At 76.9% G+C, this 23838-nt stretch carries 27 protein-coding genes; 13 read left to right on the forward strand and 14 right to left on the reverse strand.

Annotated elements, in window-relative coordinates; all coding sequences use genetic code 11:
- Nucleotides 1-138 precede the first annotated feature (138 nt).
- From PHK61_RS14030 to PHK61_RS14050, 5 genes are all read left to right on the forward strand, one after another.
- The gene (locus PHK61_RS14030; protein ID WP_337993960.1) at nucleotides 139-618 is read left to right on the forward strand and encodes a pyridoxamine 5'-phosphate oxidase family protein; all 480 of its coding nucleotides are present in this window, start codon (nucleotides 139-141) and stop codon (nucleotides 616-618) included.
- Nucleotides 619-679: 61 nt separating this feature from the next.
- Entirely contained in the window at nucleotides 680-943 is a 264-nt protein-coding gene (locus tag PHK61_RS14035; protein WP_274281606.1) for a hypothetical protein, read from the forward strand.
- Complete coding sequence (locus PHK61_RS14040) at nucleotides 940-1938, forward strand: Acg family FMN-binding oxidoreductase (protein WP_274281607.1); 999 nt, start codon at nucleotides 940-942, stop codon at nucleotides 1936-1938. Before PHK61_RS14035 ends, PHK61_RS14040 begins: the two co-directional genes overlap by 4 nt.
- A gap of 67 nt (nucleotides 1939-2005) precedes the next feature.
- Nucleotides 2006-4783, forward strand: a complete 2778-nt coding sequence (locus tag PHK61_RS14045) for a cation-translocating P-type ATPase (RefSeq protein ID WP_274281608.1) — start codon at nucleotides 2006-2008, stop codon at nucleotides 4781-4783.
- Nucleotides 4780-5202, forward strand: a complete 423-nt coding sequence (locus PHK61_RS14050) for a pyridoxamine 5'-phosphate oxidase family protein (protein WP_274281609.1) — start codon at nucleotides 4780-4782, stop codon at nucleotides 5200-5202. Before PHK61_RS14045 ends, PHK61_RS14050 begins: the two co-directional genes overlap by 4 nt.
- Nucleotides 5203-5360: 158 nt before the next feature.
- Here PHK61_RS14050 and PHK61_RS14055 read toward each other — a convergent pair whose 3' ends face one another.
- From PHK61_RS14055 to PHK61_RS14070, 4 genes are all read right to left on the reverse strand, one after another.
- Nucleotides 5361-6386, reverse strand: a complete 1026-nt coding sequence (locus tag PHK61_RS14055) for a universal stress protein (protein WP_274281610.1) — start codon at nucleotides 6384-6386, stop codon at nucleotides 5361-5363.
- 103 nt (nucleotides 6387-6489) lie between these two features.
- The gene (locus tag PHK61_RS14060) at nucleotides 6490-6981 is read right to left on the reverse strand and encodes a universal stress protein (protein ID WP_274281611.1); all 492 of its coding nucleotides are present in this window, start codon (nucleotides 6979-6981) and stop codon (nucleotides 6490-6492) included.
- 134 nt (nucleotides 6982-7115) lie between these two features.
- Nucleotides 7116-7937, reverse strand: coding sequence for a universal stress protein (locus PHK61_RS14065; protein ID WP_274281612.1), 822 nt, complete (start codon nucleotides 7935-7937; stop codon nucleotides 7116-7118).
- Nucleotides 7938-7950: 13 nt separating this feature from the next.
- Nucleotides 7951-8388, reverse strand: coding sequence for a CBS domain-containing protein (locus tag PHK61_RS14070; RefSeq protein WP_274281613.1), 438 nt, complete (start codon nucleotides 8386-8388; stop codon nucleotides 7951-7953).
- Nucleotides 8389-8576: 188 nt separating this feature from the next.
- Between PHK61_RS14070 and PHK61_RS14075 the strand changes: the two genes are divergently transcribed.
- A complete protein-coding gene (locus PHK61_RS14075; RefSeq protein ID WP_274281614.1) occupies nucleotides 8577-9890 on the forward strand; it encodes a DUF4010 domain-containing protein in 1314 nt (437 codons plus the stop codon).
- Nucleotides 9891-9905: 15 nt separating this feature from the next.
- Here PHK61_RS14075 and PHK61_RS14080 read toward each other — a convergent pair whose 3' ends face one another.
- Nucleotides 9906-10391, reverse strand: a complete 486-nt coding sequence (locus tag PHK61_RS14080) for a universal stress protein (protein ID WP_274281615.1) — start codon at nucleotides 10389-10391, stop codon at nucleotides 9906-9908.
- Between the two features lie 99 nt (nucleotides 10392-10490).
- Nucleotides 10491-11489: a zinc-binding alcohol dehydrogenase family protein gene (locus PHK61_RS14085; RefSeq protein ID WP_274281616.1), complete on the reverse strand. Its 999-nt coding sequence runs from the start codon at nucleotides 11487-11489 to the stop codon at nucleotides 10491-10493.
- A gap of 211 nt (nucleotides 11490-11700) precedes the next feature.
- On the opposite strand from PHK61_RS14085, the gene PHK61_RS14090 reads away from it, so the two are divergent.
- From PHK61_RS14090 to PHK61_RS14115, 6 genes are all read left to right on the forward strand, one after another.
- A complete protein-coding gene (locus PHK61_RS14090) occupies nucleotides 11701-11955 on the forward strand; it encodes an SHOCT domain-containing protein (RefSeq protein WP_274281617.1) in 255 nt (84 codons plus the stop codon).
- 209 nt (nucleotides 11956-12164) lie between these two features.
- Nucleotides 12165-12614, forward strand: coding sequence for a CBS domain-containing protein (locus PHK61_RS14095; RefSeq protein ID WP_274281618.1), 450 nt, complete (start codon nucleotides 12165-12167; stop codon nucleotides 12612-12614).
- A gap of 110 nt (nucleotides 12615-12724) precedes the next feature.
- On the forward strand, nucleotides 12725-13090 hold the full coding sequence (locus tag PHK61_RS14100) for a VOC family protein (protein WP_274281619.1): 366 nt from the start codon (nucleotides 12725-12727) through the stop codon (nucleotides 13088-13090).
- Nucleotides 13087-14118 carry a carbohydrate kinase family protein gene (locus tag PHK61_RS14105; RefSeq protein ID WP_274281620.1) on the forward strand — a complete coding sequence of 344 codons (1032 nt, stop codon included), beginning with the start codon at nucleotides 13087-13089 and terminating at the stop codon, nucleotides 14116-14118. The genes PHK61_RS14100 and PHK61_RS14105 overlap by 4 nt, the downstream gene beginning before the upstream one ends.
- Before the next feature lie 69 nt (nucleotides 14119-14187).
- Nucleotides 14188-15456 carry a site-2 protease family protein gene (locus tag PHK61_RS14110; RefSeq protein ID WP_274281621.1) on the forward strand — a complete coding sequence of 423 codons (1269 nt, stop codon included), beginning with the start codon at nucleotides 14188-14190 and terminating at the stop codon, nucleotides 15454-15456.
- 274 nt (nucleotides 15457-15730) lie between these two features.
- Complete coding sequence (locus tag PHK61_RS14115; protein WP_274281622.1) at nucleotides 15731-16288, forward strand: proteasome activator; 558 nt, start codon at nucleotides 15731-15733, stop codon at nucleotides 16286-16288.
- Between the two features lie 22 nt (nucleotides 16289-16310).
- On the opposite strand, the gene PHK61_RS14120 is transcribed toward PHK61_RS14115, so the two are convergent.
- The 5 genes from PHK61_RS14120 to acsA are packed head-to-tail and all read right to left on the reverse strand — an operon-like array spanning nucleotide 16311 to nucleotide 21650.
- Nucleotides 16311-16574, reverse strand: a complete 264-nt coding sequence (locus PHK61_RS14120) for an acyl carrier protein (protein WP_274281623.1) — start codon at nucleotides 16572-16574, stop codon at nucleotides 16311-16313.
- Nucleotides 16571-17899 carry a 2-oxo acid dehydrogenase subunit E2 gene (locus tag PHK61_RS14125; RefSeq protein WP_274281624.1) on the reverse strand — a complete coding sequence of 443 codons (1329 nt, stop codon included), beginning with the start codon at nucleotides 17897-17899 and terminating at the stop codon, nucleotides 16571-16573. Before PHK61_RS14125 ends, PHK61_RS14120 begins: the two co-directional genes overlap by 4 nt.
- 3 nt (nucleotides 17900-17902) lie before the next feature.
- Complete coding sequence (locus PHK61_RS14130) at nucleotides 17903-18913, reverse strand: alpha-ketoacid dehydrogenase subunit beta (RefSeq protein WP_274281625.1); 1011 nt, start codon at nucleotides 18911-18913, stop codon at nucleotides 17903-17905.
- Complete coding sequence (pdhA, locus tag PHK61_RS14135) at nucleotides 18910-19878, reverse strand: pyruvate dehydrogenase (acetyl-transferring) E1 component subunit alpha (RefSeq protein WP_274281626.1); 969 nt, start codon at nucleotides 19876-19878, stop codon at nucleotides 18910-18912. Before pdhA ends, PHK61_RS14130 begins: the two co-directional genes overlap by 4 nt.
- Nucleotides 19875-21650: an acetate--CoA ligase gene (gene acsA / locus PHK61_RS14140; RefSeq protein ID WP_274281627.1), complete on the reverse strand. Its 1776-nt coding sequence runs from the start codon at nucleotides 21648-21650 to the stop codon at nucleotides 19875-19877. Before acsA ends, pdhA begins: the two co-directional genes overlap by 4 nt.
- 171 nt (nucleotides 21651-21821) lie before the next feature.
- On the opposite strand from acsA, the gene PHK61_RS14145 reads away from it, so the two are divergent.
- Nucleotides 21822-22100: a hypothetical protein gene (locus tag PHK61_RS14145; protein WP_274281628.1), complete on the forward strand. Its 279-nt coding sequence runs from the start codon at nucleotides 21822-21824 to the stop codon at nucleotides 22098-22100.
- 200 nt (nucleotides 22101-22300) lie between these two features.
- On the opposite strand, the gene PHK61_RS14150 is transcribed toward PHK61_RS14145, so the two are convergent.
- From PHK61_RS14150 to PHK61_RS14160, 3 genes are all read right to left on the reverse strand, one after another.
- Entirely contained in the window at nucleotides 22301-22555 is a 255-nt protein-coding gene (locus tag PHK61_RS14150; protein WP_274281629.1) for a hypothetical protein, read from the reverse strand.
- 124 nt (nucleotides 22556-22679) lie between these two features.
- Complete coding sequence (locus tag PHK61_RS14155) at nucleotides 22680-23096, reverse strand: STAS domain-containing protein (protein WP_274281630.1); 417 nt, start codon at nucleotides 23094-23096, stop codon at nucleotides 22680-22682.
- Between the two features lie 214 nt (nucleotides 23097-23310).
- On the reverse strand, nucleotides 23311-23781 hold the full coding sequence (locus PHK61_RS14160; protein ID WP_274281631.1) for an Hsp20/alpha crystallin family protein: 471 nt from the start codon (nucleotides 23779-23781) through the stop codon (nucleotides 23311-23313).
- Nucleotides 23782-23838 lie beyond the last annotated feature (57 nt).

Below are 23838 nucleotides of genomic sequence, written 5' to 3' on the forward strand. Positions count from 1 at the left end.
GCCGCTCCCGGGCGGCGATAGCTGACCCGGGCCCGTCGGGCCGGACGTCCCTCCCGGGCGGGCCGTTCGCGCCTGGGCCCGCCGTGCTCCGCCGACCACGCTCGCGACGCGGGGCACCACGAGTCGAGGGAGACGTCCATGGTCGAGGATCGCGAGACCGAGGTGCTGTCCGTCGGCGACTGCCTCGAACTGCTCGATACCACCCCCGTCGGCCGGCTGGTGTTCACCGAGAAGGCCCTCCCGGCGGTCCACCCGGTGAACTACGTGCGCCACGGTCGCTCGCTCATCGTGCGCACCGGTCCGGGCAGCAAGCTCGACGCCGCGCGTCGTGGTGACGTCGTCGCGTTCGAGGCCGATCACGTGGACCCCGACTCGCACACCGGCTGGAGCGTCATGGTCGTCGGGCGCGCCGGGGTCGTGAACGACATCGAGCGGCTGGTCGCCGTCATCGACCACCGCTACCGGCCCTGGGTGCGGGGCCGGGGCCTCCACGTGATCCAGATCGACGCCGAGCGCGTCACGGGCCGCCGTCTCGTCCTCGACCCGTGGCAGGACGCGGGTGACGGGCTCGGGACGCAGGCCCCGGACCACGCGGGACGTGCGGCACCCGGCCCGTGACCTCCGGCCCCTGGACCGGAGGCGTCGCCGGCCCTGGACTGGACCGAGGAGAGGAGCCGTCATGGAGACCGTGCCCGAGCGTCGCCCCACCGAGGCCTGGGACCTCGTGTCCCGGGTGGTGATGTTGAGTCGCCGCGGCGCGCCGCGGGTGGCGCTGCTCGCCGCCCTCGACCAGGCCCGCACGTCGTTGCGACGGGAACCCCATCAGGACGTGCGCCGGACGCTGACCTGGGTCCTCGGCGCCGTCGAGCGGGGCGACGAGACCGACGCGATCGTCGACACGGCGCTGCGTGTCGCCGCCCGCGACCTGGAAGGTCCCCGATGAGTGCGCCGACCACCGGCGACGTCCGGGCGGCGTTGCGTGACGCGGTGTCGCCGGCGCTGCGGGCGCCCTCGGAGCACAACGCCCAGCCGTGGCACTGGGTCCTCGCGGACGACCACCTCGATCTCGAGGTCGACACGACGCGTCGGATGCCCTTCACCGACGAGCGGGGTCACGGCGTGCTGCTGGGATGCGGCTGCGTCCTGCACCACCTGCGCATCGCGCTCGCCGACCACGGGTGGCACGCCGACGTCCGGCACCAGCCGGACGGGCCCGACGCCCGCGCGCTCGCCCGGGTGCGGATCCGTCCGGCCGCGGGCGCGCCCGATCCGCGCACCCGGCGCCTCGCGGACGCCATGGAGCGGCGCCGGACCGATCGCCGCCGGTTCTCCGCGCAGGCGGTGCCCACCGAGATGCTGCAGGCGCTCGGCGACGCGGCACGGCCCTTCGGCGGGGTCCTCCACCTGACCACCGGCGGCCAGCGTGCCGTGGTCGCCGACGCCATGCGGGAGGCGGCCGAGCGGCAGCGCGAGCAGCCGGGGTACCCCGCCGAGCTGGAACGGTGGACCCATCGCTACGCCGGGGCGCACGACGGCATCCCCGCCGGTGCCCGCCTCGAGGAACCGCCCCCGTCCTACCGTGACCTCGTGCTGCGCTGGTTCCCGCGCGGGACCCTGCGCCAGCCGCACGCCGGGGCCGACCACCAGGACGCCTCGGCCCTGACCATCCTCACCGCGGTCGACGAGAGCCCGGACTCCGTGCTGCGGGCGGGCGAGGCGCTCAGCGCGGTCCTGCTCGAGGCCACCACCCACGGTCTGGCCACCACCCCGATCACGCAGGTCCTCGAGGTGGCGGAGACCCGCGACCGACTCCGGTACCTGGTCGGCCACCACCCGCCCGTCGTCGCCCTGCGCATCGGATGGCCCGAGCCCTTCGCCGAGCCGTTGCGACCGACGCCGCGCCGTCCGCTCGACCAGGTGCTGACCGAGGTCGGCTGACCGGGGCGGCCGACCGGGGTCGGCTGATCGGGTCGGCCGGGACAGGTCCGGGCGGAAGGGAGGGCGGGTGAGCGCGACGCGGACCACCCGGCCCCCGCACCCGCACGGCGACGGTGATCGGCAGGACGAGACGTCCGTCGACGGTTCGGCCGTCGACCCCGAGGCCCCCCTCGAGCGGATCTTCCACGAGCTCCGGTCCGGACCGGACGGTCTCGACGACCGCGACGCCGCCCGCCGTCTGCGGGTCCACGGACCCAACGCCCTGCCGACACGCCGCGGGGCCTCGTGGCCACGGGCGCTGGGACGGCAGCTGGTCCACCCGCTGGCGCTGCTGCTCTGGGCCGCCGCGGGTCTGGCGATGGTGGCCGGCACGCCGGTCCTCGCCGCCGCGGTCGTCGTGGTGGTCGTGCTGAACGCCGGGCTCGCCTTCTGGCAGGAGCAGCACGCCGAGCACGCGGTCGCGGCGCTCGAGGCGTATCTCCCGGCGCGGACCCGGGTGCTGCGCGGCGGGGTCGCCCGCGAGATCCCGGCCGCCGAGGTCGTCACCGGGGACGTCGTCCTGCTCACCGAGGGCGCCGCGGTGCCCGCCGATGGACGCCTCGTCACCGGCGCGGTCGAGATCGACATGAGCGCGCTGACCGGGGAGTCGGTGCCGGTGTCCCGACACCCCGGGGTGCACCCGCCGGGCCCGCCGCTCGAGGCCCCCGACCTCGTCTTCCGCGGCACGACCTGCACGGTCGGCGCCGCCCGGGCCGTCGTGACGGGGACCGGGGCGCACACCGAGATCGGGCGCATCGCCGCCCTGACGGGGCACGTCGGGCACCACGAGAGCCCCCTCGAGACCCAGGTCCGGCGGGTCGCGTGGCTGATCGCCGCGGTGGCCGTCGGCACCGGGGCGGCGTTCCTGCCGATCGGGCTCCTGGCCGGTCTGTCGTTCACGGCCGCGCTGGTGTTCGCCATCGGGCTGCTCGTGGCCAACGTCCCGGAGGGACTGCTGCCCACGATCACGCTGGCCCTGGCCGCCGGGGTGCGCTCGCTGGCGCGCCGCGGCGCCGTCGTCCGGCGGCTGTCCGCGGTCGAGACGCTGGGGTCGACGACGGTCATCTGCACGGACAAGACCGGCACGCTGACCGAGAACCGGATGTCCCCGCAGGCGCTGTGGAGCCCCGCGGACGGTCGCGGGGACCCCGACCGCGACGCGGGTCGGGCGCCCACCCTGGCCCGGGTCGCGCAGCGCTGCAGCGAGGCCGACCTCCCCGACCCCGCCCGCGGTGCGGGCTCCGGCGACCCCACCGAGCTGGCCCTGCTGGCCCTCGCCGCCGCGGCCGGACTCGACACCCGTGCCGCCACCCGCGCGCGCGATCGGCGCGCCGCGCACCCGTTCGACCCGGTCCTCGCCCGCATGTCCACCGTCGACGCCACGCCCGACGGCCTGGCGGTGCACACCAAGGGCGCCGTGGAGGCCGTCCTCGGCCGCTGCGACGGCCGGCGTCGGGCGGACGGCGGCGAGTGCCCCCTCGACGCCGCGGCGCGCGCCGAGGTCCTCGCCGCCACGGCCGAGCTGGCCGGCGAGGGTCTCCGGGTGCTGGCCCTCGCCGGCCGGCCGGCCTCGGACGCGGACCTCACCGCCCCCCGCGAGCGCGTCGAGTCCGGCCTCGTGCTCGAGGGGCTGGTCGGCCTCCTCGACCGGCCGCGCCCCTCCGTCGCGCCCGCCGTCGCCCGCTGCCACGCCGCCGGGATCACGGTCCACGTCGTCACCGGCGACCACCCGGTGACCGCCGAGGCCGTCGCGCGGTCGGTGGGCATCGGAGCCGGCGGGCTGCGGGTCGTCGGCGGCGACCGGCTGGCCGCCCTGCGCGAGAGCGAGCTGGACGACCTGCTGCGCGCCGGCGACGAGGTGGTCTTCGCCCGCGTGGCCCCGGAGCAGAAGCTGCGCATCGTCGAGGCGCTCGTGCACCTCGGCGAGGTGGTCGCGGTCACCGGGGACGGCGTGAACGACGCACCCGCCCTGCGCCGCGCCGACATCGGCGTCGCCATGGGTGCGTCGGGCACCGACGTGGCCCGCGAGGCCGCGACGATGGTGCTCACCGACGACGACTTCGCGACGATCGAACGAGCCGTCGCCGCCGGCCGGCGGGTGTACGAGAACGTGCGCAAGTTCGTCGTCTACATCTTCGCCCACGCGGTGCCCGAGGTCGTCCCGTTCCTGCTCTTCGCGCTCTCGGGCGGCAGCATCCCGCTCGGCCTGACCGTCCTGCAGATCCTCGCGATCGATCTCGGCACCGAGACCCTGCCGGCCCTCGCCCTCGGACGCGAGCCCGCCGAGCCCGGCGTGATGTCCCGCCCACCACGACCACGCTCCGAGGGCGTCATCCGGCCGCGGATGCTCTGGCGGGCGTGGGGCCTGCTCGGGGTCACCTCGGCGGTGCTGACGACCGGCGCGTTCCTGCTGGTCCTGCTCCGGGCGGGCTGGACGCCGGGAGCGCCGACCGGGCCCGGCACCGTGCTGCACCCCGCGTACCTCGAGGCGACCACGGCCACGTTCGTCGGGATCGTCGCCTGCCAGATCGGGACGGCGTTCGCCGCCCGCACCGAGCACGCCTCGCTGCGCACCGTCGGCCTCTTCGGCAACCCGCTGCTGTGGTGGGGCATCGGTTTCGAGGTCCTCGTGACCGCCGCGGTCGTCTACCTGCCGGTCGCCCAGCGGATCGTCGGCACGGTGCCGCTCGACGCCGCGACGGTGGCCCTGCTCCTCGTCTGCGCCCCGCTCGTGTGGGGCGTCGACGAGCTCGACCGGTGGCGCCGCCGCCGGACCGTCACCCCCGAGGAGAGGAGAGCACCGTGACCGCCGTGGAGCGCACCACGATCGAGCCCCTGGGCGCCGACGAGAGCCGGGCCCTGCTGATGACCGCCGAGATCGGGCGCCTCGCGTTCATCGACGAGCACGGGCCGACCGTCGAGCCGTTCGCGTTCGCCCTGGAGGGCCCGCACATCGTGATCGCGGTCGGTGCCCGGACCGGGGCGCGCGCAGCCGTCGGGCAGGCCGTCGCGTTCGAGGTCGACGAGATCGACCTGGTGCACCGCACCGGCTGGTCGGTGGTGGCGGCCGGGACCCTGCACCGCGCCGGCGCGGGGACGGTGGCCCGCCCCGAGCCCTGGCCCGACGGGGACGACCGCCTCCTGCTGCTGCTCGCGGTGGAGCGATGGTCGGGGCGGCGCCTGCGGCGGGAGGCCCGCCGGGCGGAGCCCACGGCGGGCCGGTGAGGCACGCGGTCCCCGGGGGGTCACGCCGCAGGGGCCGGGGGACCACCGTCACCGGGCACCGACCCGCCGGCGGGCGGCCTCGGCGAGGGCGTGGTGCAGCGCGGCCCGCGAGCCGTCGGAGCCGTCGACCCCGACGACCCGGGGGCCGCCGGGCGACGTCACGGGCTCGCCGTCGCGACGGGGCGGCCCGACCGCTCGTCCGTGCCCCGCCCCACCCGGTCCCCGACCGTGTCCTGCGTCTGCTCCCCGCCGTCGTCGTCCTCCTCCTCGGCGACCGGGCCGCGGTCCGGGGGGACGACGACCACCGGGCACGGGGCCCTCAGGACCGCCCCGTGGGCGACCGAACCGATCAACCAGCGGGCGAGGGCGCCGTGGCCGGTGCGGCCGACGACGAGCACGGGGGCGCGGACCTGCTCGGCGACGTCGACGACGGCCATGGTGGGGTCCTCGGCCCGCACGACCACGTCCACGTGGGGGATCGCGTGCCCAGCCGCGTAGTCGTCGACGACCCGGGCCACGAAGTGCTCCACCCGCGGACGCAGTGCCTCGCGGACCGCCTCGAGGGTCGGGCCCGGCAGGGGCCGGAACCCGACCGTGGTCGGCGGTGGCGCGACCCCGGTGACGGCGAGGACCCCGACACCGCGGCGCACGGCGTCACCGAGGGCATGGCGCAGCGCCGCCGCGGAGCCGTCGGAGCGGTCCACACCGACCACCACGGGCCCGTCCGCCGGGTCCTCGCGGGGCCGCACCACGAGCACGGGGCACGGCGCGAGGGCGAGCACCCGTAACCCGGTGGAGCCGAGCACGGCGCTGCCGAGCGGCCCACGACCGCGGTGGCCGACCACGAGGACCGAGGCGTCCCGGGCGGCGTCGGCGAGGACGGGCGCCGACGAGCCCGGGTGCACCCGGACCTCGTACGGGACCTCCCGCAGGGCCGCGGACAGCGGCAGCACCGCCTCCTCGGCGAAGCGCCGCGCCTGGTCCGCCACCACGTCGGTCATCCGGTCCGGCTCCGGAAGATCCGCGATGTCCCCACCGTCGGCCCAGGTGCCGGGCGCCGGGAACGCCGTCACCGCCGTGACGGGCTCCCCACGGCGGGCGCCCTCCTCGAGGGCCACCGCGAAGGCGAGCGCGGCCGCGGGCGAACCGTCGAGCCCCACCACCACGCCGGACCGGGCGCTCACGACGGTCGCCCACCGGCGAGGCGGGCGAGGAGCGCCCGGGGCGGGGTGACGGGCGTGCCGGCGGGCCCGGCGGCCGGTGGCGTGGTGGACACCGTTCGTCGCCTCAGGCCGCGGCCGGCTCGGGCACGACGGTCACCGGGCACGACGCGTGCAGCACACAGCCCAGTCCGACCGAGCCCAGCATGACGCTGCCGAACGCGCCGCGGCCGCGGTGCCCGACGACGAGCTCGTCGGCCCCGCGGGCGGCGTCCACGAGGACCTCGGCCGGGCGACCCGGCAGCACCTCGACGGTGACGGCGGGCGGCGTCACCTCCTGCGCCGCGTCCTCGGTCACCTCCCCGATCACCTCGTCCACCAACATGCGCGCGGCCTTCAGTTCGTCCTCCCGCAGCGCGTCCGGATCCGGCAGCCGGATCTCCGATCCCGGCCCGTAGCCCCAGGCCGACCACATCTCCGGCGGCTCGTAGACCGCGATCGCCCGGATCCGGTCGCCGCGGCGGGCCGCGGTCCTGATGGCCTCCCGCAGCGCGAGCCGCGACCCGTGCGACCCGTCGATCCCGCAGACGATCACGCCCTGGCTGCCGTTCTCGGTCATCGGAGCTCCCTCCCTCGGTGCGGCCCGTGCCGCGCCACCACCCTCGCGCGGGCGGGCGGCACGGATCAGAGCCGGACGGTCCGCATCCCGTCCCGATCTGCGGGGCCGAAGGTCCCGATCGGCGCGCCGCGGGCTCAGGGCCGGCGCCACCAGCCGCGGTGCGGCGGGCCCGGCGGGGCGACGACGAGCACGGGGCAGCGCGCCCGGCGGACCACGCGCGGCACGGGCGAGGGCCTCAGCGCGGCCAGCACCCGTCCCCGGACCGAGCGCCCCAGCACGAGGAGGCGCGCGCGGCCCGACAGGTCGACCAGCGCCGCGACGGGATCGTTCTCGGCGACCCGGATCTCCACCGGCATCCGCGGGTGGACGATCCGCCAGGCGGCGAGCCGGTCCTCCCACCAGCGGCGCCCGGCGTCGGTGTCGTCGGTGTCGTCGGTGTCCCCGGCGTCCTCCCCGTCGCGGGACGGACCGCCCCGCTCGAGCCCGCGGCACCACACCGCGAGCAGTCGTGCCCCGCGCCGGGAGGCCGCCTCGAAGGCCGCGTCGACGACCGCGTCGGAGGTGTGCGGGGCGAGGGCGAGGACGACCGGGCCGTCGAGGTGAGGGGCCTCGTCGGGCACGACGGTCACCGACTCGTACGCGGCGTCGACCAGCTCGTCGACGCCCGCCGCCCGCTGCGGCACCACGAGCAGCCGTGATCCGGCCGCGGCACGGATCAGGCGGTCCGCGGGCGACGGACCCGCGAGGGCGCCGAGTGCCCGTCCGACCAGGGCGGCCGGTGCGGAGTCGGGACCGTCGCGGGGACCCGGGCCGGTGTCGGGCTCGACCAGGACCTCCAGCCGGGCGCCGCTGCGACGGGCCTGGCGTCCGGCCCACCGCAGGACCGCGCGCCGCCCCGGACCGGCCGGGGCGAAGACTCGCACGACCTCGCCGCGGTCCTGCTCCGGCGTGGTCACCGCGTCCGCCGGCTCAGGCGGGGACGTCGTCGCCGAGCAGGGCGCCGACGACGTCGCGGATCGACACGATGCCGGTCACGGGCCCGCCCTCGGGATGCTCCTCGTCGTCCGCCCGCACCAGGACGTGCCGGATGCCGGCGTCGAGCATCACGCGGGCGACGTCGACGACGGGCGCGTCCTCGGGCACGGTCACCAGGTCGACGGTCATGAGGTCCGTGGCCTGGGTGCCGAGGTCGCCCCCGTTGGCGATCACCGCGACGAGGTCCCGCTCGGAGATCACCCCGGTCGAGTCGTGCCCGTAGCGGACGAGGATCGCCCCGATCTCGTCCATCGCGAGCTCCTCGGCGACCTCCCGCAGGGTCGCCTCGGGACCCACCGTCGCGAGCTCCCGGGTGGCCAGGCGCCGGATCGGGGTGGTCGCCCCCGGGGGCTGCGTGCTGGTCGGGCTCATCTGTCCTCCATCGGCTCGGCTCCCCGGGGACGCTGCTGCCCGCCGGCGCCGGGCGGCAGGGGCGACGGTCCGCGCGTCCCGGGACCTCCGCCGCCCCGCCCGCGACGGCCGGCCCTGTCGCCACGACCGGCACCCGTGACGGACTGGGCAGCGGCGCGCGGGCCGGACGGGTGGGTGGGGGTGGCCGGGTGGACACGGTCACCGCGCTCGCCCACGTGGGGACGGCCCTGGCGATCGGTCTCATGCTCGGGCTGGAACGCGAGCGCAGCGCGCGCGACGAGCGTCCCCGCCCCGTCGCGGGCGCCCGCACCTTCGCCCTGCTGGCCGTCGCCGGCGCGGTCGCGGCCGCGCTGGGCGGGGCGGTGCTGGTCGCCGGCACCGTGGCCGTCACCGCCCTGCTCGTCGTCGGGTACGTGGCGACCGTCCGGACCACCGCGGACCCGGACCTGGGGGCCACCACCGAGGTGGCGGCGGTGGGCACCTTCCTCCTCGGCGCCCTCGCCTGGACCCGGCCCTCGTGGGCCGTCGCGATCGGGGTCGCGGTGGCCGTCGTGCTCGCGGTCAAGCGCCCGCTGCACGACTTCGCCACCCGGCTGGTCACCGACCAGGACGTGGTGGACGCGCTGCGGTTGTTCGTGGTGGCGCTCGTGGTGCTGCCGTTGCTCCCCGATCGCGCCCTGGGTCCGTTCGGCGTGCTCAACCCGTCGCGCATCTGGCTGCTCGTCGTCGTGCTCACCGTCGTCGGCTGGGTGGGCTACGTCGGGGTCCGCGCGCTCGGCGAGCGGGTCGGCCTGCTGCTCGTGGGGTTCCTCGGCGGCTTCGTCTCGGCCTCGGCGACCACGCTGGTCCTCGCGCACCGGCGCGCGCGCAGCCGGGCGGCGCGGGGCGTCATGCCGGCCGTGCTCGCCGCGAACGTCGCCACCCTCGTGCAGCTGCTGGTGGTGGTGGCCGTGGCCGCCCCGGCGGTCGCCGTCCGGCTCCTGCCCGGGGCGGCCGCCGGGATCGTGGTGCTCCTCGTCGAGATCGTCTGGCTCTGGCGCCGCGGACCCGCCGACGAGCCCACCGACGAGCCCGCCGACGAGCCGACCGACGAGCCCACCGACGAGCCCACCGACGCGGACCCCGTCGGCAGCGACCGGGACCCCGTGGCGCGCCCGCTCTCGCTCACCGCCACCGTCACACTGGCCGCGGTCCTCGTCGTGCTGCTCCTCGCGACACGCTGGGCCGCCGCGCTGGCCGGGGACGGCGGGGTCGCCGTCGTCGCCCTGGTCGGGGGCCTGGCCGACGCGCACGCCGCCGCCGTGGCCGCGGCGTCGCTCGCCGGGACGGTGATCACCGTGGGGGCGGCCGTCGGCGCCGTGGGTCTGGCCCTCGCCGCCAACACCGCCACGAAGATCGTGCTGGCCCTCGCGGCGGGCGGGCGACGCTTCGCCGGACAGCTGGCGCTGCTGCTCGCGGCCCCGGTCGCCGCCGTCGCCACCGGGTTCGCGGTGGCCGCCTGACGTGGCCGCGGGCGCTCACGCCGTGGCGGCGGCGGGCACCACGGTCAGGGGGCACGGCGCGTGGCGCAGGCACCACCAGCCGACGGAGCCCAGCAGGCCGGTCGCGACGGCGCCCCGGCCCCGGTGCCCGACGACGAGGCGCGCCGCCCCGTCGCCCGCGGCCCCGAGCGCGGGCCCGGGGTCGCCCGGGACGGCCCGCACGGTGACGGGTGGCAGATCCCGCCCGGGGTGCTCGACGCGGTCGGCGGCCAGCACCTCGTCGACCACGGCGCGGGCGGCGGCCTCCGTCGCGGCCGCGACCTGGGCCCGCTCGGCGACGATCGGGACGCGGGCGAGCACCGCGAACCGCTCCGGGGAGACGTACACGGCGACGGCGTCCACGGTCGCGCCGTCGCGGCGTGCCTCCCCCAGCGCGTACCGCAGCGCCGCGCGCGCCCCGATCGAGTCGTCGAGCCCGACGACGACGCGCGGTCGGTCGGCGTCAGCATCCGGAGTGTCCACCAGGCCCTCCTCGTGTCCGTGAGGTCCCCAGGCTGCGGGGGCCACCGCGGGCGCGGGCAGGGTCCACGGTCCCGCGCCGGCGGACCCACCGTCCCCGGCTCAGGGGATGAGGACCGCCGCTCCGGTGATCCGGTCGGCGGCGAGGTCCGCGAGCGCCTCGCCGGCCTTGTCGAGCGGATAGGGCACGGTGGTCACGTCGAGGTGGTGCTCGCCGGCGATCCGGAGGAACTCGCGCGCGTCGGCGCGGGTGTTCGAGGTGACGCTGCGCAGGGTGCGCTCCTGGAAGAGGTGGCGCCGGTAGCCGAGCACCGGGACGTCGGTGAGGTGGATGCCGGCGACCGCCAGCGTGCCGCCGCGGTCGAGGGCCTCCAGCGCCGGGAGCACCAGCTCGCCGGCCGGCGCGAACAGGATCGCCGCGTCGAGGGGCTCCGGCGGCGGGTCGGCCGCGCCCTGGGCCGACGCCGCGCCGAGCCGGAGCGCCAGCTCCTGCGCGGCCGGGCTGCGGGTCATGACGTGCACCGTGGCGCCCTCGGCCAGCGCGACCTGGGTCGCGAGGTGCGCGCTGCCCCCGAAGCCGTAGACCCCGAGCCGCCCGCCCGCGGGCAGCTCGGCCCGGCGCAGCGCGTGGAAGCCGATGATCCCCGCGCAGAGCAGCGGGGCCAGGTCCGCGTCGGTGTAGCCCTCGGGCAGGCGGTGGGCGTAGTCGGCCGGCACCGTCGTGTACTCGGCGTAGCCCCCGTCGGCGTCCCACCCCGTGTACTCCGACGAGGGGCAGAGGTTCTCGGCGCCGCGGCGGCAGAACCGGCACGTGCCACAGGTCCCGCGCAGCCACGCCACGCCCACCCGGTCGCCCTCGGCGAACCCCGTCGCCCGGTGGCCCCGGCGCACGACGCGCCCGACCACCTCGTGACCGGGCACCACGCCGGGGCGGTGGACCGGCAGGTCGCCCTCGGCGACGTGCAGGTCGGTGCGGCACACCCCGCACGCGAGCACCTGCACGAGGAGCTCGTCGGTGCCGGGCTCGGGAACGGCCGCGTCCACGAGCTCCAGGGGCCCCTCGGCGGCGGGCCGGGGGCAGGTCACACGGAACGCGCGCATGTCGCTCTCCCTCGGGGGTGGTGGGGCACCTCCGCCGCGCAGGGTGCGGGCGGTGCGTCCGGCGCGCCCAGGGTCGAGAGGTCCGGTGCGGGCCGCCGGTGGTCACCCCCGTGCGGGCCGTCCGGCGCTGGTGGGCCCCCCGGGACGGCGTCATCCTCGGCCGGACCGGCCGGCGGGGATCGACCCCGGCCGGTGAGCGGAGGAGGACCTGATGATGTGGGGCGGGTACGGCTTCGGCTGGATGGGTCCCGTGATGGGCGTGTCCGCGGTCCTGTGGTGGGTGCTGGTGATCGCCGTCGTCCTGGCCGTCGTCCGCTGGCTGCGCACGTCGGAGCAGAGCGGACCCGCCGGCGGTGGGACGGCGCCCGCGGGCGACCCCCGCCAGGTCCTCGATCTGAGGTTCGCGCGCGGCGAGATCGACGCCGAGGAGTACGCCGACCGGCGCCGTCTCCTGACCGGGAGCTGAGGTGCGCGCCGGACCCGAGGCCGAGCGGCTGCTCTCCGTGACCCACCTCCCGCCCCCGGCCGCCGCGACGCCCTCGCCGTAGGCCCGCGTGCCCTTCGGCTCGGGCCTTCCGCGACCAACGGCCCTGGGGCGGTGCGCGGGACCCCGGTCGCATCCGGGGCACCGCCACAGGGGCGGCAGCAACACCCAGGTACCAGCAGGAGGTCCCCGTGAAGGCACGAGACATCATGAGCCGCCCCGTGACGCAGGTCGGCCCGGACACCCCGACCACCGAGGCGGCCGCCCTGCTCGTCGAGCAGGGCTACTCCTCGCTCCCCGTGGTGAACGCCGACGGGCGTCTGGTCGGCATCGTCGGCGAGGCCGACCTGGTCCGTGGGCGGATCCCGGCGCAGGACACCGGGGCCACCCCCGGCGGGGCGGCCCGCGTGGGCGACGTGATGACGCGCTCACCGATCACCCGGGAGCCGGGCAGCGACGTCGCCGAGGTGGTGACCACGATGCTCGACCACCGGCTCCGGGCGCTCCCGATCGTCGAGGACGGCGAGCTCGTGGGCATGCTCGCCCGCCGCGACGTCCTGCGGTGCGTCGCCAAGGGCGAGCTCACCTCCGCCGAGGTCTGGCGTGACCGCTTCGGCCTCGTCGACCACGACCGCGGCTGATCCGCGGTCGGTCATCCCGCGGCCCGGGCCGGCCGCAGCGCACGGCCCGCCCGGGCCGACGACACCGTCACGAACGCCGCCCCACCGCGGCGGCCCAGGAGGAGACCGACATGGGCGACCCCGTCGTGCACTTCGAGATCGGCGGCGCCGACGGCGCGCGCTCCCGCCGCTTCTACGCCGAGCTCTTCGGCTGGTCGGTGGAGCCCGCGGCCCAGGGGTACGGCGTGGTGTCCACCGGCTCACGGGACGGCATCGGCGGCGGCATCATGCAGGCCCCGGAGGGCGTGCCGCCGTGGGTGACCGTGTACGTCGAGGTCGACGACCTCGACAAGTCGCTGGCCCGGGCCGAGGAGCTCGGTGGTCGGAAGATCATGGGACCGTCGCCGATCGGGGAGATGGGCGACGTCGCGATGTTCGCCGACCCCGACGGCAACCCGATCGGCCTGCTGCGGCTGAACGCGGGGCCGCCCTCGTGACCGCCGCCGGACCGCCCGACGTCCTCTACGTCGGCGACGTCGTCACGGACACCGCGATCGAGCTGATCCGGGACGCCAACACGATCACCTACACCGACCGCGACGGCCCCTGGCTCGCGATGCGGTCCGGCGCCAAGCTCCCGTTCGCCGGCTTCCAGGACTTCGACGCCTGCGGCAACGCCGCCAACGCGGCGGTGGCGGGCGCGCGCCTGGGCCTGCGGGCCGCGCTCGCCGCCGACGTCGGCAAGGACGACACCGGCCAGCGGATCGTCGCGCGTCTGCAGGAGCACCACGTGGACACCGGTCTCGTCCGCGTGCACCCCGACCAGCACAGCAACCACCACTTCCTGCTGCGCCACGGCGCCGAGCGCACGATCCTCGTCAAGCACCACGAGTTCGCCTACCGCTGGTCGGCGCCCACCGGCAGCGCGGTGCCGGGATGGGTCTACTTCAGCTCGTTGAGCGAGCACGCCGGCGCCTACCAGGACGAGATCGCGGCGTGGCTGATCGCCCACCCCGGGGTCCGGCTCGCCTTCCAGCCCGGGACCCTGCAGATCCGCGCGGGCGTCGACCCCCTCCGCGCGATCTACCGCCGCGCCGAGGTCGTGATCATGAACCGCGAGGAGGCCGTCGCCGTCACCGGCGGCGACCACGCCGACGTGCACGGTCTCCTGGCCCGCCTGCACGCCCTCGGTCCGACGAAGGTCGTCGTCACCGACGGCCCGGAGGGCGCCTACGCCTCCGACGGCGACGAGCACCTGTGGATGCCCCCGTACCCCGACCCCGCACCGCCGGTGGAGCGCACCGGCGCGGGCGACGCGTTCGCCGCGACGCTCGTGGCCGCGCTCGTCCGCGGCGAGACGTGGCGCACCGCGCTGCGGTGGGCGCCGGTGAACAGCATGAACGTCGTCCAGCGCGTCGGCGGGCAGGCGGGTCTGCTCCCCCGGCCCGAGCTCGAGGAGCTGCTGGCGCGGGCCGCACCGGGCTACGAGCCCGCGCCGTTCCCGGACGGCCCGCCGTCCCCGTGACCTCCGGTCCTTCCCGCTCCCCGTGACCCGTGGGGCACTGGAGTCCGGACCGAGGTCGGGAGGTTCCCCATGGGCGCGACACGGACGGACGCCGGCGCTGTGCGGCTCGGGCGGATCGCCGGGTTCCCCGTCGCGGCGCACTGGAGCGTGCTGGGGATCGTCGCGCTGGTCGCGGTGCTCGTGGCGCGCTCCGGGATGCCGCTGCTCGCCCCGGGCCACGGCGCGCTCGCGTACGGGGTGGCGGGGCTGGCGGTCGCCCTGCTGCTCATGGTCTCGCTGCTCGCCCACGAGGTGGCGCACGCGCTCGTCGCCCGCGCCCACGGCCTCGCGGTCGAGAGCATCACGCTGTGGCTGCTCGGGGGCACGACACGACTGCGCGGGGAGCCGGACCGACCCGCGGCCGAGCTGCGGATCGCCGTCGTCGGCCCGCTCGTCAGCGGGCTGCTCGCCGGGCTCTTCGCCGTGGTGGCCGTCGTCGCTGCTCGGCTGTCCGCCGACCTCGTGGTGGCGGTCGGGATCGAGCTCGCGCTGGTGAACCTGGTGCTGGCGGTGTTCAACCTGCTGCCGGCCGCGCCCCTCGACGGGGGCCGGGTGCTGCGCGCGGTGCTGTGGGCGCGCGGGGGTGACCGGTGGGGCGCCGGGGTGACCGCCGCGCGCGCCGGGCGCGGACTGGGCGCCGTGCTCGTCGGCGGGGGCCTCGTGCTCGGCATGACGGTCGGCTTCGACGGGCTGTGGCTCGCGCTCGTCGGCTGGTTCATCGGCCTCGCGGCGGGCGCGGAGGAGCGCCGGGCGCGGCAGGCGCGAGCCCTCGCGGGCGTGCCGGTCTCCGCCGCCGCCACGACCGTCCCGCCGGTCGTCCCCGACGGCGCGACGCCGCAGGAGCTCGCCGCCGCGGTCGCCGACCCGGCCGCCCGTGCGGCCGGCGTCCTGCTGGTCGACGGGGACGGGCGCCCGTCCGGCTACGTCCCGCCCGAGCGGCTGCGGATCGCCCCCGCGCGCCGCGGCGAGCCGGCCGGGGTGCGGCGCCTCGCCGTCCCGCCGTCCCGGCTGACGGTCGTCGGGCCGGACGACGCCCTCTCCCCGCTCCTCACGCGGCTCGCCGAGCCCGGCAGCCGCCTCGTGGTCCTCTCCGCCGGGGCCCCGACCCGGCTCGTGGCGGCGGACGACGTGGAGCGGCTCCTCCGGGCCCGCGGTCCGGGCACCGACCGCGGGACGCCCCCCACGGCGACCGCGGTCCCCGCGGCCGACGCCCCGCCGCCGCCGGGCTGGTGGTGGCACGGCGGGCCCGCCCCGGTCCCGGCACCGCCGCCCCGGCCCCGGTCCGACCGGGGCGCCTGACGCGGACCCCGACACCGGGCCTCACGAGGGCGACGGGACCGAGCCCGCGGCGTCGACGGCGTCGCGGTCGCGGGAGGCGCCAGGACACCTGCGTGCCGCCCCCGGGCGGGGGACGACCGAGAGGGTGGCGCCGAGGCGGTCGGCCCGGCGGGCGGGCGGGCGGGCGGTGGATTCCACCGGACGGCCCGGGCGGGTGGGTCCGCTCGACCCTTACCCGGCTCCCGCGCCGGGACGCAGCCTGGTGGCCGAGCCGCACGACGCCCCTGGAGGACCCATGTGCCCGTCGAGCACCGAGCCGGAGGCCGCCGCACCGGCGGCCGGCCCCGTCGTCCACGACGCGCGGCGGTGGTCCCGCGACGGGCGTGCCGCGCCGGTGGAGCCGGGCGCCGCACCGGCCCGGTCCGCCCCGGAGTCGGCCGGCGACCCCGGGACGGACCCCGAGGCCGTCGACGCCGGCCCGCTGCTGCGGATCGGGACGATGATCCGCAAGGTCCTGGAGGAGGTCCGGGACATCCCGCTCGACGACCGCGCCCGCACGCGCGTCCGTGACCTGCGCCGACGCGCGGTCGAGGAGCTCACCCGGCACCTCGGTCCGGAGCTGCGCCGCGAACTGGAGGCACTCGACGTCCCGCTGCCCACCGACGAGGTGCCCGACGAGGTGGAGCTGCGGATCGCCCAGGCCCAGCTCGTCGGGTGGCTCGAAGGGCTCTTCCAGGGCGCGCAGATGGCCTTCGCCGCCGAGCAGATGGCGGCACGCTCGCAGCTCGAGCGGATACGGCACGAGGCGACGCAGCGTCGGGAGCCGTCCGTGTCGGGGGGTCAGTACCTGTGACGCGGCCGCTCCCGGTCCGCGCTCACCCGACGCCCGCGGCCACGAGGAACGCGGCGGCATCCCTCACCGTGCGCAGGCGGGGGTAGTCGTCCTCGTCGATGCGGACCTCGGCCGATCGGGCGAGGTGCTCGACGAAGGACAGGAAGTCCAGCGAGTCCAGCTCCAGGGCGTCCCGGAAGTCGTCGCCGTCGTCGAGGGCGTCGAGATCGGGGCCCGGGGCGACGCGGGCCAGGCCGGCGCGCACGAGCTCGCGGGCGCGGCGGGTGGCGGGGTCCACGGATGTCATGACCACTCCTCGGGGTCGTGCAGGACGTCGTCGATCACGTGCAGGAAGCGCCCGCCGACGACGCCGTCGGTGGCCCGGTGGTCGCCCGTGAGCGTCGCCGCCACGGTCGGGCGCACGCCCAGCAGGTCGCCCTCGGCCCACGGCCGGCGGACGATCGCTCCGAAGCCGACGAGCGCCACCTGCGGCGGGAAGATCCGGCCGTGCACCGCGTGCCCGCCCGTCTCGCCGAGGTCGGTGACCGTGATGCTGGCGTCGACGGCGTCGGAGCTGCGCAGGCGGCCGGCGCGGGCGCGGGTGACCGCGTCGCGCAGCGCGGTCATGGCCTCGGGCAGGGTCAGCTCGTCGGCGGCCGGGATCGTGGGCACGAGCAACCCGCCCTCGCGCAGGGACACGACGACGCCCAGGTCGACCGTCGGGGACGGCGCGAAGGCGCCGTCGACCCAGTGACCGTTGAGCGCGGGGACCCGGCGCGCGGCCCGGGCGGCGGCGACCAGGAGCAGCGCCGCGGGCACGATCCGCTCCGTGACCGCAGCACGACGGTTGCGCTCGCGCAGGCCCTCGAGCGCCGCACCCAGCTCGATCACGGCGTCGACGTGGTACTGGGGGATCTCGCGCAACGAGCGGTTCATGCGCGCGGCGATGGCCGCGCGCATGCCGTCGCTCGTCGCCCGTGGCGGGGGCTCCTCGGCCGGTGCCACGACCTCCCGCGCGGGGGTGGGCGCCGAGGCGGAGGGTCCGTCCGGGACGTCCCGGGCCCGCACGACGCCGTCGGGGCCCGGGCGCAGGGCCTCCGCCCCCGTGCCGCGCTCGGCGGCGAGCCGACGCGCGTACGGGGTGATCGGGAGACGGGCCGGGGCCGGGGCCGAGGAAGGGGCCGGGGCCGGGGAAGGGGCCGGGGCCGGGGAAGGGGCCGGGGCCTCGAGCGCGGCCCGGACATCGGCCCGGGTGACGGTGCCGTCGTGACCGCTACCGGGCAGGTCCGCGACGTCGAGCCCGTGCCGTTTCGCGAACTGGCGCACCGGTGGTGTCGCCCGCGGGTGCGGGGCCGGGGCCTGCTGATCCGCGGAGGGAGCATCGGTCGGGCCGCTCCGGTCGGTCGCGATGACGGCGAGCGGCGCGCCCACGGGGACCTTCGTCCCCACGGGGACGAGCAGGCGCTCGACGACGCCGTCCTCGAAGCACTCCACGTCGATGACCGACTTCTCGGTCTCCACCGCCGCGACGATGTCCCCGCGACGGACCCGGTCCCCGGGCGCCACCGCCCACTCGACGACCGTCCCGGCGTCCATGTCCGCCCCGAGCGAGGGCATGAGGAACTCGCCCACGCCTCAACCCACCGTCCGGCGCGCCGCGGCCACGACGTCGTCCACCGCGGGGAGCGCCGCCCGCTCCAGGTGCACGGCGTAGGGCACGGGCACCTCCGCGGAGCACACGCGCTCGGGCGGGGCGTCGAGGTCGTAGAAGGCGTGCTCCGCGACGCGGGCGGCGACCTCGGCGGCGAGGCTCCCGCTGCGCCAGCCCTCGTCGACCACGACGAGGCGGTGGGTGCGGCGCACGGAGGCGAGCACGGTGTCCTCGTCCAACGGCCGCAGCGAGCGGAGGTCGACGACCTCGGCGCTCGTCCCCTCCCCGGCGAGGTGCTCCGCGGCCGCGAGGGCGGTCGGGAGCATGCCGCCGTAGGTCACCAGGGAGACGTCCGTCCCGGCCCGGCGCACCGCGGCCCCGTCGAGGCCGACCGCCGCGCCGCCGGCGTCCCCCTCGGTCGCGTAGAGACCGGCGTGCTCGAAGACCAGCACCGGGTCCGGGCTGGCCAGTGCCGGGGCGAGCATGCCGCGCGCGTCGGCGACCGTGGCCGGGGCCACCACGCGCAGGCCCGGGATGTGGGCGTACCAGCCCTCGAGGCTGTGCGAGTGCTGCGCGGCGAGCTGCCGCCCGGCCCCCGTGGTCATCCGGATCACCAGGGGCACCGCGAGCTGGCCGCCCGACATGTGCGAGAGGGTCGCGGCGTTGTTCAGGATCTGGTCGAGCGCGAGCAGGCTGAAGTTGACCGTCATGATCTCGACGATCGGTCGCAGTCCGCCGAGTGCCGCGCCGATGCCGGCGCCGACGAAGGCCGACTCGGACAGGGGGGTGTCGCGCACCCGCTCCGGGCCGAACTCCTCGAGCAGGCCGAGGCTCACCGCGAAGCAGCCCCCGTAGCGGCCCACGTCCTCCCCCATCAGGAACACCCGCTCGTCGGCGCGCAGCGCCTCCCGCAGCGCCTCCCGCAGTGCCTCGCGGTAGGTCGACCGGGCGGTGGCGGCGGCGGGGTCGACGGCGGGGTCGGTCGCGGCGCTCACGACGGCTCCGCGTAGACGAAGCGTGTGAGCTCCTCCACCGGCTCGACCGGCGCCGCCTCGGCGGCGGCGACCGCCTGCTCGATCTCCTCGTCGACGTCGGCGACGATCCGGGCCCACCCGTCCTCGTCGAGGTCGCCGTCGGCCACCAGCAGGTCCCGCCAGCGGTCGACCGGGTCCCGGTCCTTCCACCGCGCCACCTCGGCGCGGTCGCGGTAGCGGTCCGGGTCGTACATCGAGTGCGCCCGGAACCGGTAGGTCCGCAGCTCGAGGAAGCACGGCCCGCTCCCCGCGCGGACGCCCGTGACGGCCCTCTCGGCGGCTGCCGCGACGGCCTGCACGTCCATGCCGTCCACGGGCCACGCGGGCATGCCGTACGCGGCGGCGCGCAGGGCGAGGTCGGTCTGGGCGTGCTCGCGCTCGAGGGCGGTCCCCATCGCGTACCGGTTGTTCTCGCAGCAGAAGACGACGGGCAGGCGCCAGAGAGCGGCGAGGTTCAGGCACTCGTGGAACTCGCCCTCGGCCACCGCGCCGTCACCGAACAGGCAGGCGGTGACCGCGGAACGGCCGGCGAGCGCGTCGGCGAGGGCGAGGCCGGTGGCGACCGGCAGACCGCCGCCGACGATCGCGTTGCCCCCGTAGAAGCGGCGCGCGGCGTCGAACAGGTGCATCGAGCCGCCCCGTCCCCGGCTGCACCCGGAGGCGCGCCCGAACATCTCGGCGAGGATCGACGTCATCGGCACACCCCGGGCCAGCGCGTGGCCGTGCTCGCGGTAGGTGGACACGACGGCGTCCTCCGGGGCGAGCGCACCCAGCACCCCGACCGCCACGGCCTCCTCGCCGATGCACAGGTGCATGAACCCGCGGATCCGTTCCGTGCTGTAGAGCTCGACGCAGCGTTCCTCGAAGCGTCGGATGCGCACCATCTCGTGCAGGAGCGTGCGCCGGACGTCCACCGGTGCGGTCATGGGGTCTCCACGGTCGAGAGGTCGCCCTCGGGCAGGCCGAGCTCGCGGGCCTTGAGGAGCCGCCGCAGGATCTTCCCGCTGCGGGTGTGGGGCAGGTGCGGGTCGACGGCGAGCTCCTTCGGCGCCACGCTGCCGAGGCGCCGGCGGGCGAACGCGAGCAGCTCGTCGTGCAGCGCGTCGCCGGGCTCCCAGCCGGGGCGCAGGGTCACGAAGGCCTTGACGAGCTCGCCCGCCATCGGGTCGGGCTTGCCGATGACGGCGGCCTCCGCCACCGCCGGGTGGGACATGAGCACGCTCTCCACCTCGAAGGGACCCACGAGGTGGCCGGCGGTCTTGATGACGTCGTCCGCGCGGCCGGCGAACCAGAACCACCCGTCGGCGTCGCGCCGCACGACGTCGCCGGTGAGGTACCAGCCGCCGGCGAAGGACGCCGCGTACCGCTCGTCGGCGTGCAGGTAGCCACGGAACAGCGAGGGCCAGCCGACCCGCAACGCGAGCTCGCCGTCGGTGTCGGGGGTGGTCAGCTCACGGACGCCCCCCTCGACCCGCAGCGCCCGGCCGTCGGGCCCCCGCTCGAGGACCGCGGCCTCGATCCCCGGCAGGGGCCGCCCCATCGACCCGGGCCGGATGTCCTCGGCGGCGAAGTTGCTGATCATGATGGCGCCCGTCTCGGTCTGCCACCAGTTGTCGTGGACCGGGGTGCCGAGCACGTCCGCCGACCACCGGACGACCTCCGCGTTGAGGGGCTCGCCGACGCTGGCGACGTGCCGCAACGCCGAGAGGTCGTGGCGGGCGGCCGCGTCGGCGCCGTGCTTGGCGAGCATGCGCAACGCGGTCGGGGCCGTGTACCAGACCGTGACGCGGTGCTCGGCCAGGACCGCGTACCACCGCTCGGCGTCGAAGTCGCCCTCGTCGACCAGGAGCGTGGCGCCGTGGGTGAGGGGCGCGACGATCCCGTACGAGGTGCCGGTGACCCAACCGGGATCCGCGGTGCACCAGAAGACGTCGTCGGCGCCGAGGTCCAGCGCGGCGGTCGCGGTCGCGTGATGGGCGACCACCGCGTCGTGGACGTGCACGGCACCTTTCGGCCGGCCGGTCGTGCCGCTCGTGAAGTGCAGCAGCGCCGTGTCCTCGGGATCCGTCGGCGGGATGGTGAACTCCTCCCCCACCGCGGCGAGGACGTTCTCCAGCGAGGTGAAGCCCTCCTCCCCGTCGTCGGGTCCGGCCGCGGGCTCGCCGGTGAGCAGGACGTGCTGCAGGGCCGGGAGGGTGTCGCGGGCCGGGCGCACCCGACGCTCGTAGAGCCGGGGCGTCGTCACCAGCACCCGGCCCTCCCCGAGCCGGAGGCGTTCGGCCACGGGCTCCGGCCCGAAGGCCGAGAACAGCGGCGACAGCACGCACCCCGCCTTCAGCGTCCCCAGCGCCGCCACGTAGAGGTCCAGCGTGCGCGGCAGCAGGGTGAACACCCGGTCGCCGCGTTCCACACCCAGGGCGACCAGGGCGTTCGCGAAGCGGTTGGTCCGGCGCTGCAGCTCGGCGTAGGTGATGTCGGTGGTCGTCCCGTCCCGACCGAGCACCCGCAGCGCGACCGTCCGTCCCCGCGCCGCGACGTGCCGGTCGACCGCCTCGTGCGCGATGTTGAGACCGCGTCCGTCCGGCAGCCCGCTCATCTGCGCCCGTGCCGCGCCCCAGGAGAACGTCGCTCGTGCGCCGGCGTAGTCCGGCATCCGCGCGGCACGGCGCACGGAGTCCGGCTTCACGATCGTCTCCACGCCGCCCCTCCCGCCTCGACCCCCGGTCCGGCGGTCGTCCCGGGCACGACTGTCGCGACGGCCGCGCTCCCGTGTCAGGGACGAACGGCCCGTTCGGTGACGTCGCCGGGCCCTGCCACGGGACGTGGCGGCACCTGAGGGTCGACGGTGCGAGCAGGAGGAGGAGTCGTCATGGAGCACCCGACGGAACACACGACCGGGGACGTCGAGGAGACGGCGCGGGAGGTGCTCGCCCGTCTCGAGGAGCTGGTCGCCGTCACGCGCCGCATCGACGCGCGGCTGGAGCGCCTGGAGCGCCGAGAGCAGCGGACGTGGCTGCCCGGCGACCGCGAACCGTTCCCCCCGGACACCGAGATCGGGAGACCGCGGCGCCTGACCCTCACCCGGACCCTGACCGGGGCGGCACGGGCCGGCGCCGTGGACGCCGTCGGCCGGGCGGGCGCCACCTGACGGTCACCTGATCGTCGCGGCCCGGACGTGCCGGAACCGCCGGCCATCCCTCACGGGGGGAGGAGAGGAGCGACCGGCGGCCCGGCTCGCGGGGAGTCACGGCGGAGCCCCCCGGCGCAGCCCGACCCTAAGGTCGCGGCCGGGTCCCGGCGATCACCCGCGGGCCGCAACTCCGCCCAAGGATCTCGGTCTGCGGACGATCAGGCGGACCGGCGCAGACGCTCCCGCGCGAGACGCTCGAGCAGTTCGGGCAGGGCACCGGGTGGCACCCCGTCCAGCTCGCGCCGGCACCGGACGACGGTCGCCGAGACGACCGCGACGTGGTGGCCGGGGAACTCCGCCGCCAGCCGCGCCACGGCGTGCGGAACGGTTCCCCCGTCGCTGCGGGTGCCGGCCAGGCCGGCGTCCTCGCCGGACGGACCCGGCCAGGGGTGGAGCGGGAGCGGAGCAGTCATCGTGTCCTGTTCGTGACGGGGTCCGGGTCGGGGTCCGGGTCGGGGTCCGGCGTCCCGACCGTCGTGCGTTCGGCGGCGTCGCACCAGGGCCGAACGTCCCGGACCGGACGATCGCCGCCGGGGGTCACTCGATGCTGACGTTGAGCGCCCCGGCCAGGCCGCGGTCCAGGACCCGCCGCACCGGCACCCGGGGATGCTCGATCCGCAGGTGCCCGCCGTGCTCGCGGAGCCGGCGGGTCCCGCGGAGCAGCGCGGCGCACCCGCGCAGGCCCAGGAACTCCAGCCTCGCCAGGTCGAGGCGGAAGGTGCTGTCGCAGGGATCGCTGGCCGAGGCGAGGAGCAGGGCCGCCCCGGCGTCGGTGAAGAAGGACAGGGTCCCGCCCAGGTGCAGGCGACACGGGGTACTCGGCAGGCCGTCGGGCCACGCCTGCTCGGCGACGATCCGCGTGCCGGCGGCCCGGACCTCCTCGACGCAGCTGTGGACGTGCGGGGCCACGTCCAGGTCGCTCTGGAACACCACGAGGACATCGCCGTCGTTCATCGCCGCTTCCGCCCCCGCACGTCGCGCACGCCCCGCCCCGCGCGATCCCTCGGTCGCGCGGCCCTCCCCGACCCCAGCGTCGACGCGAGCGGAGTGCCCGACAAGGGGCCGTCCCGCCGAGCCGGGTCCACCGGCTGTCGGATGCGGGCCGGGCCGGGCCACCCGGCGGCGGCCCGGCCCCACCGCGCGGCGCATGGCCGACGACGCTCGGTCGTCAGCCCTTCTCGATGGCGATCGTGGTGGGTTCGGACGCCTTCTCGGGCTCGGGCATCGGCACGCGCACCGTGAGCATCCCGTCCTTGTAGGACGCGGTCACCGCCGCCGGGTCCACGCCGTCGGGCAACGGCAGGCGCCGGGCGAAGGTGCCGTAGCGCAGCTCGTGCCGGTGGTAGCCCTTGTCCTCGGTGTCCTCGGTGACCTTCCGCTCCGCGCGCAGCATCAGCATGCCGTCCGCGACGGTCAGCTCCAGATCCTTCTCCGGGTCGATCCCGGGCATCTCGGCCTTGATCACCAGGTCGCCGTCCTCCCGGTACTCGTCGACCTTGATGACCTCCTCGGGGGCCCGCAGGGCGGGCTGGTCCCAGCTCCGCGCGGGGAACGCGCGCATCCAGTCGTCGAACATGCGGTCGAACTGCCGGAAGACGTCGGCCGAGCTCATGGGGGTCTGGCGTCGGATGATTGACATGTTCTCCACCTCCGTCCCCGACGTTGCGCGGCCTGCACCGCGGTGCTCCAGGGACCA

This window comes from Actinomycetospora lutea (genome assembly GCF_028737205.1).
GTDB lineage: Bacteria > Actinomycetota > Actinomycetes > Mycobacteriales > Pseudonocardiaceae > Actinomycetospora > Actinomycetospora lutea.

Excerpts from the sequence above, each read along its gene's own strand:
- PHK61_RS14030 (WP_337993960.1), top strand. The coding sequence starts at position 139 with ATGGTCGAGGATCGCGAGACCGAGGTGCTGTCCGTCGGCGACTGCCTC.
- PHK61_RS14035 (WP_274281606.1), top strand. The coding sequence starts at position 680 with ATGGAGACCGTGCCCGAGCGTCGCCCCACCGAGGCCTGGGACCTCGTG.
- PHK61_RS14040 (WP_274281607.1), top strand. The coding sequence starts at position 940 with ATGAGTGCGCCGACCACCGGCGACGTCCGGGCGGCGTTGCGTGACGCG.
- PHK61_RS14060 (WP_274281611.1), bottom strand. The coding sequence starts at position 6,981 with ATGACCGAGAACGGCAGCCAGGGCGTGATCGTCTGCGGGATCGACGGG.
- PHK61_RS14070 (WP_274281613.1), bottom strand. The coding sequence starts at position 8,388 with ATGAGCCCGACCAGCACGCAGCCCCCGGGGGCGACCACCCCGATCCGG.
- PHK61_RS14085 (WP_274281616.1), bottom strand. The coding sequence starts at position 11,489 with ATGCGCGCGTTCCGTGTGACCTGCCCCCGGCCCGCCGCCGAGGGGCCC.
- PHK61_RS14090 (WP_274281617.1), top strand. The coding sequence starts at position 11,701 with ATGATGTGGGGCGGGTACGGCTTCGGCTGGATGGGTCCCGTGATGGGC.
- PHK61_RS14100 (WP_274281619.1), top strand. The coding sequence starts at position 12,725 with ATGGGCGACCCCGTCGTGCACTTCGAGATCGGCGGCGCCGACGGCGCG.
- PHK61_RS14110 (WP_274281621.1), top strand. The coding sequence starts at position 14,188 with ATGGGCGCGACACGGACGGACGCCGGCGCTGTGCGGCTCGGGCGGATC.
- PHK61_RS14115 (WP_274281622.1), top strand. The coding sequence starts at position 15,731 with ATGTGCCCGTCGAGCACCGAGCCGGAGGCCGCCGCACCGGCGGCCGGC.
- PHK61_RS14120 (WP_274281623.1), bottom strand. The coding sequence starts at position 16,574 with ATGACATCCGTGGACCCCGCCACCCGCCGCGCCCGCGAGCTCGTGCGC.
- pdhA (WP_274281626.1), bottom strand. The coding sequence starts at position 19,878 with ATGACCGCACCGGTGGACGTCCGGCGCACGCTCCTGCACGAGATGGTG.
- PHK61_RS14145 (WP_274281628.1), top strand. The coding sequence starts at position 21,822 with ATGGAGCACCCGACGGAACACACGACCGGGGACGTCGAGGAGACGGCG.
- PHK61_RS14150 (WP_274281629.1), bottom strand. The coding sequence starts at position 22,555 with ATGACTGCTCCGCTCCCGCTCCACCCCTGGCCGGGTCCGTCCGGCGAG.
- PHK61_RS14155 (WP_274281630.1), bottom strand. The coding sequence starts at position 23,096 with ATGAACGACGGCGATGTCCTCGTGGTGTTCCAGAGCGACCTGGACGTG.
- PHK61_RS14160 (WP_274281631.1), bottom strand. The coding sequence starts at position 23,781 with ATGTCAATCATCCGACGCCAGACCCCCATGAGCTCGGCCGACGTCTTC.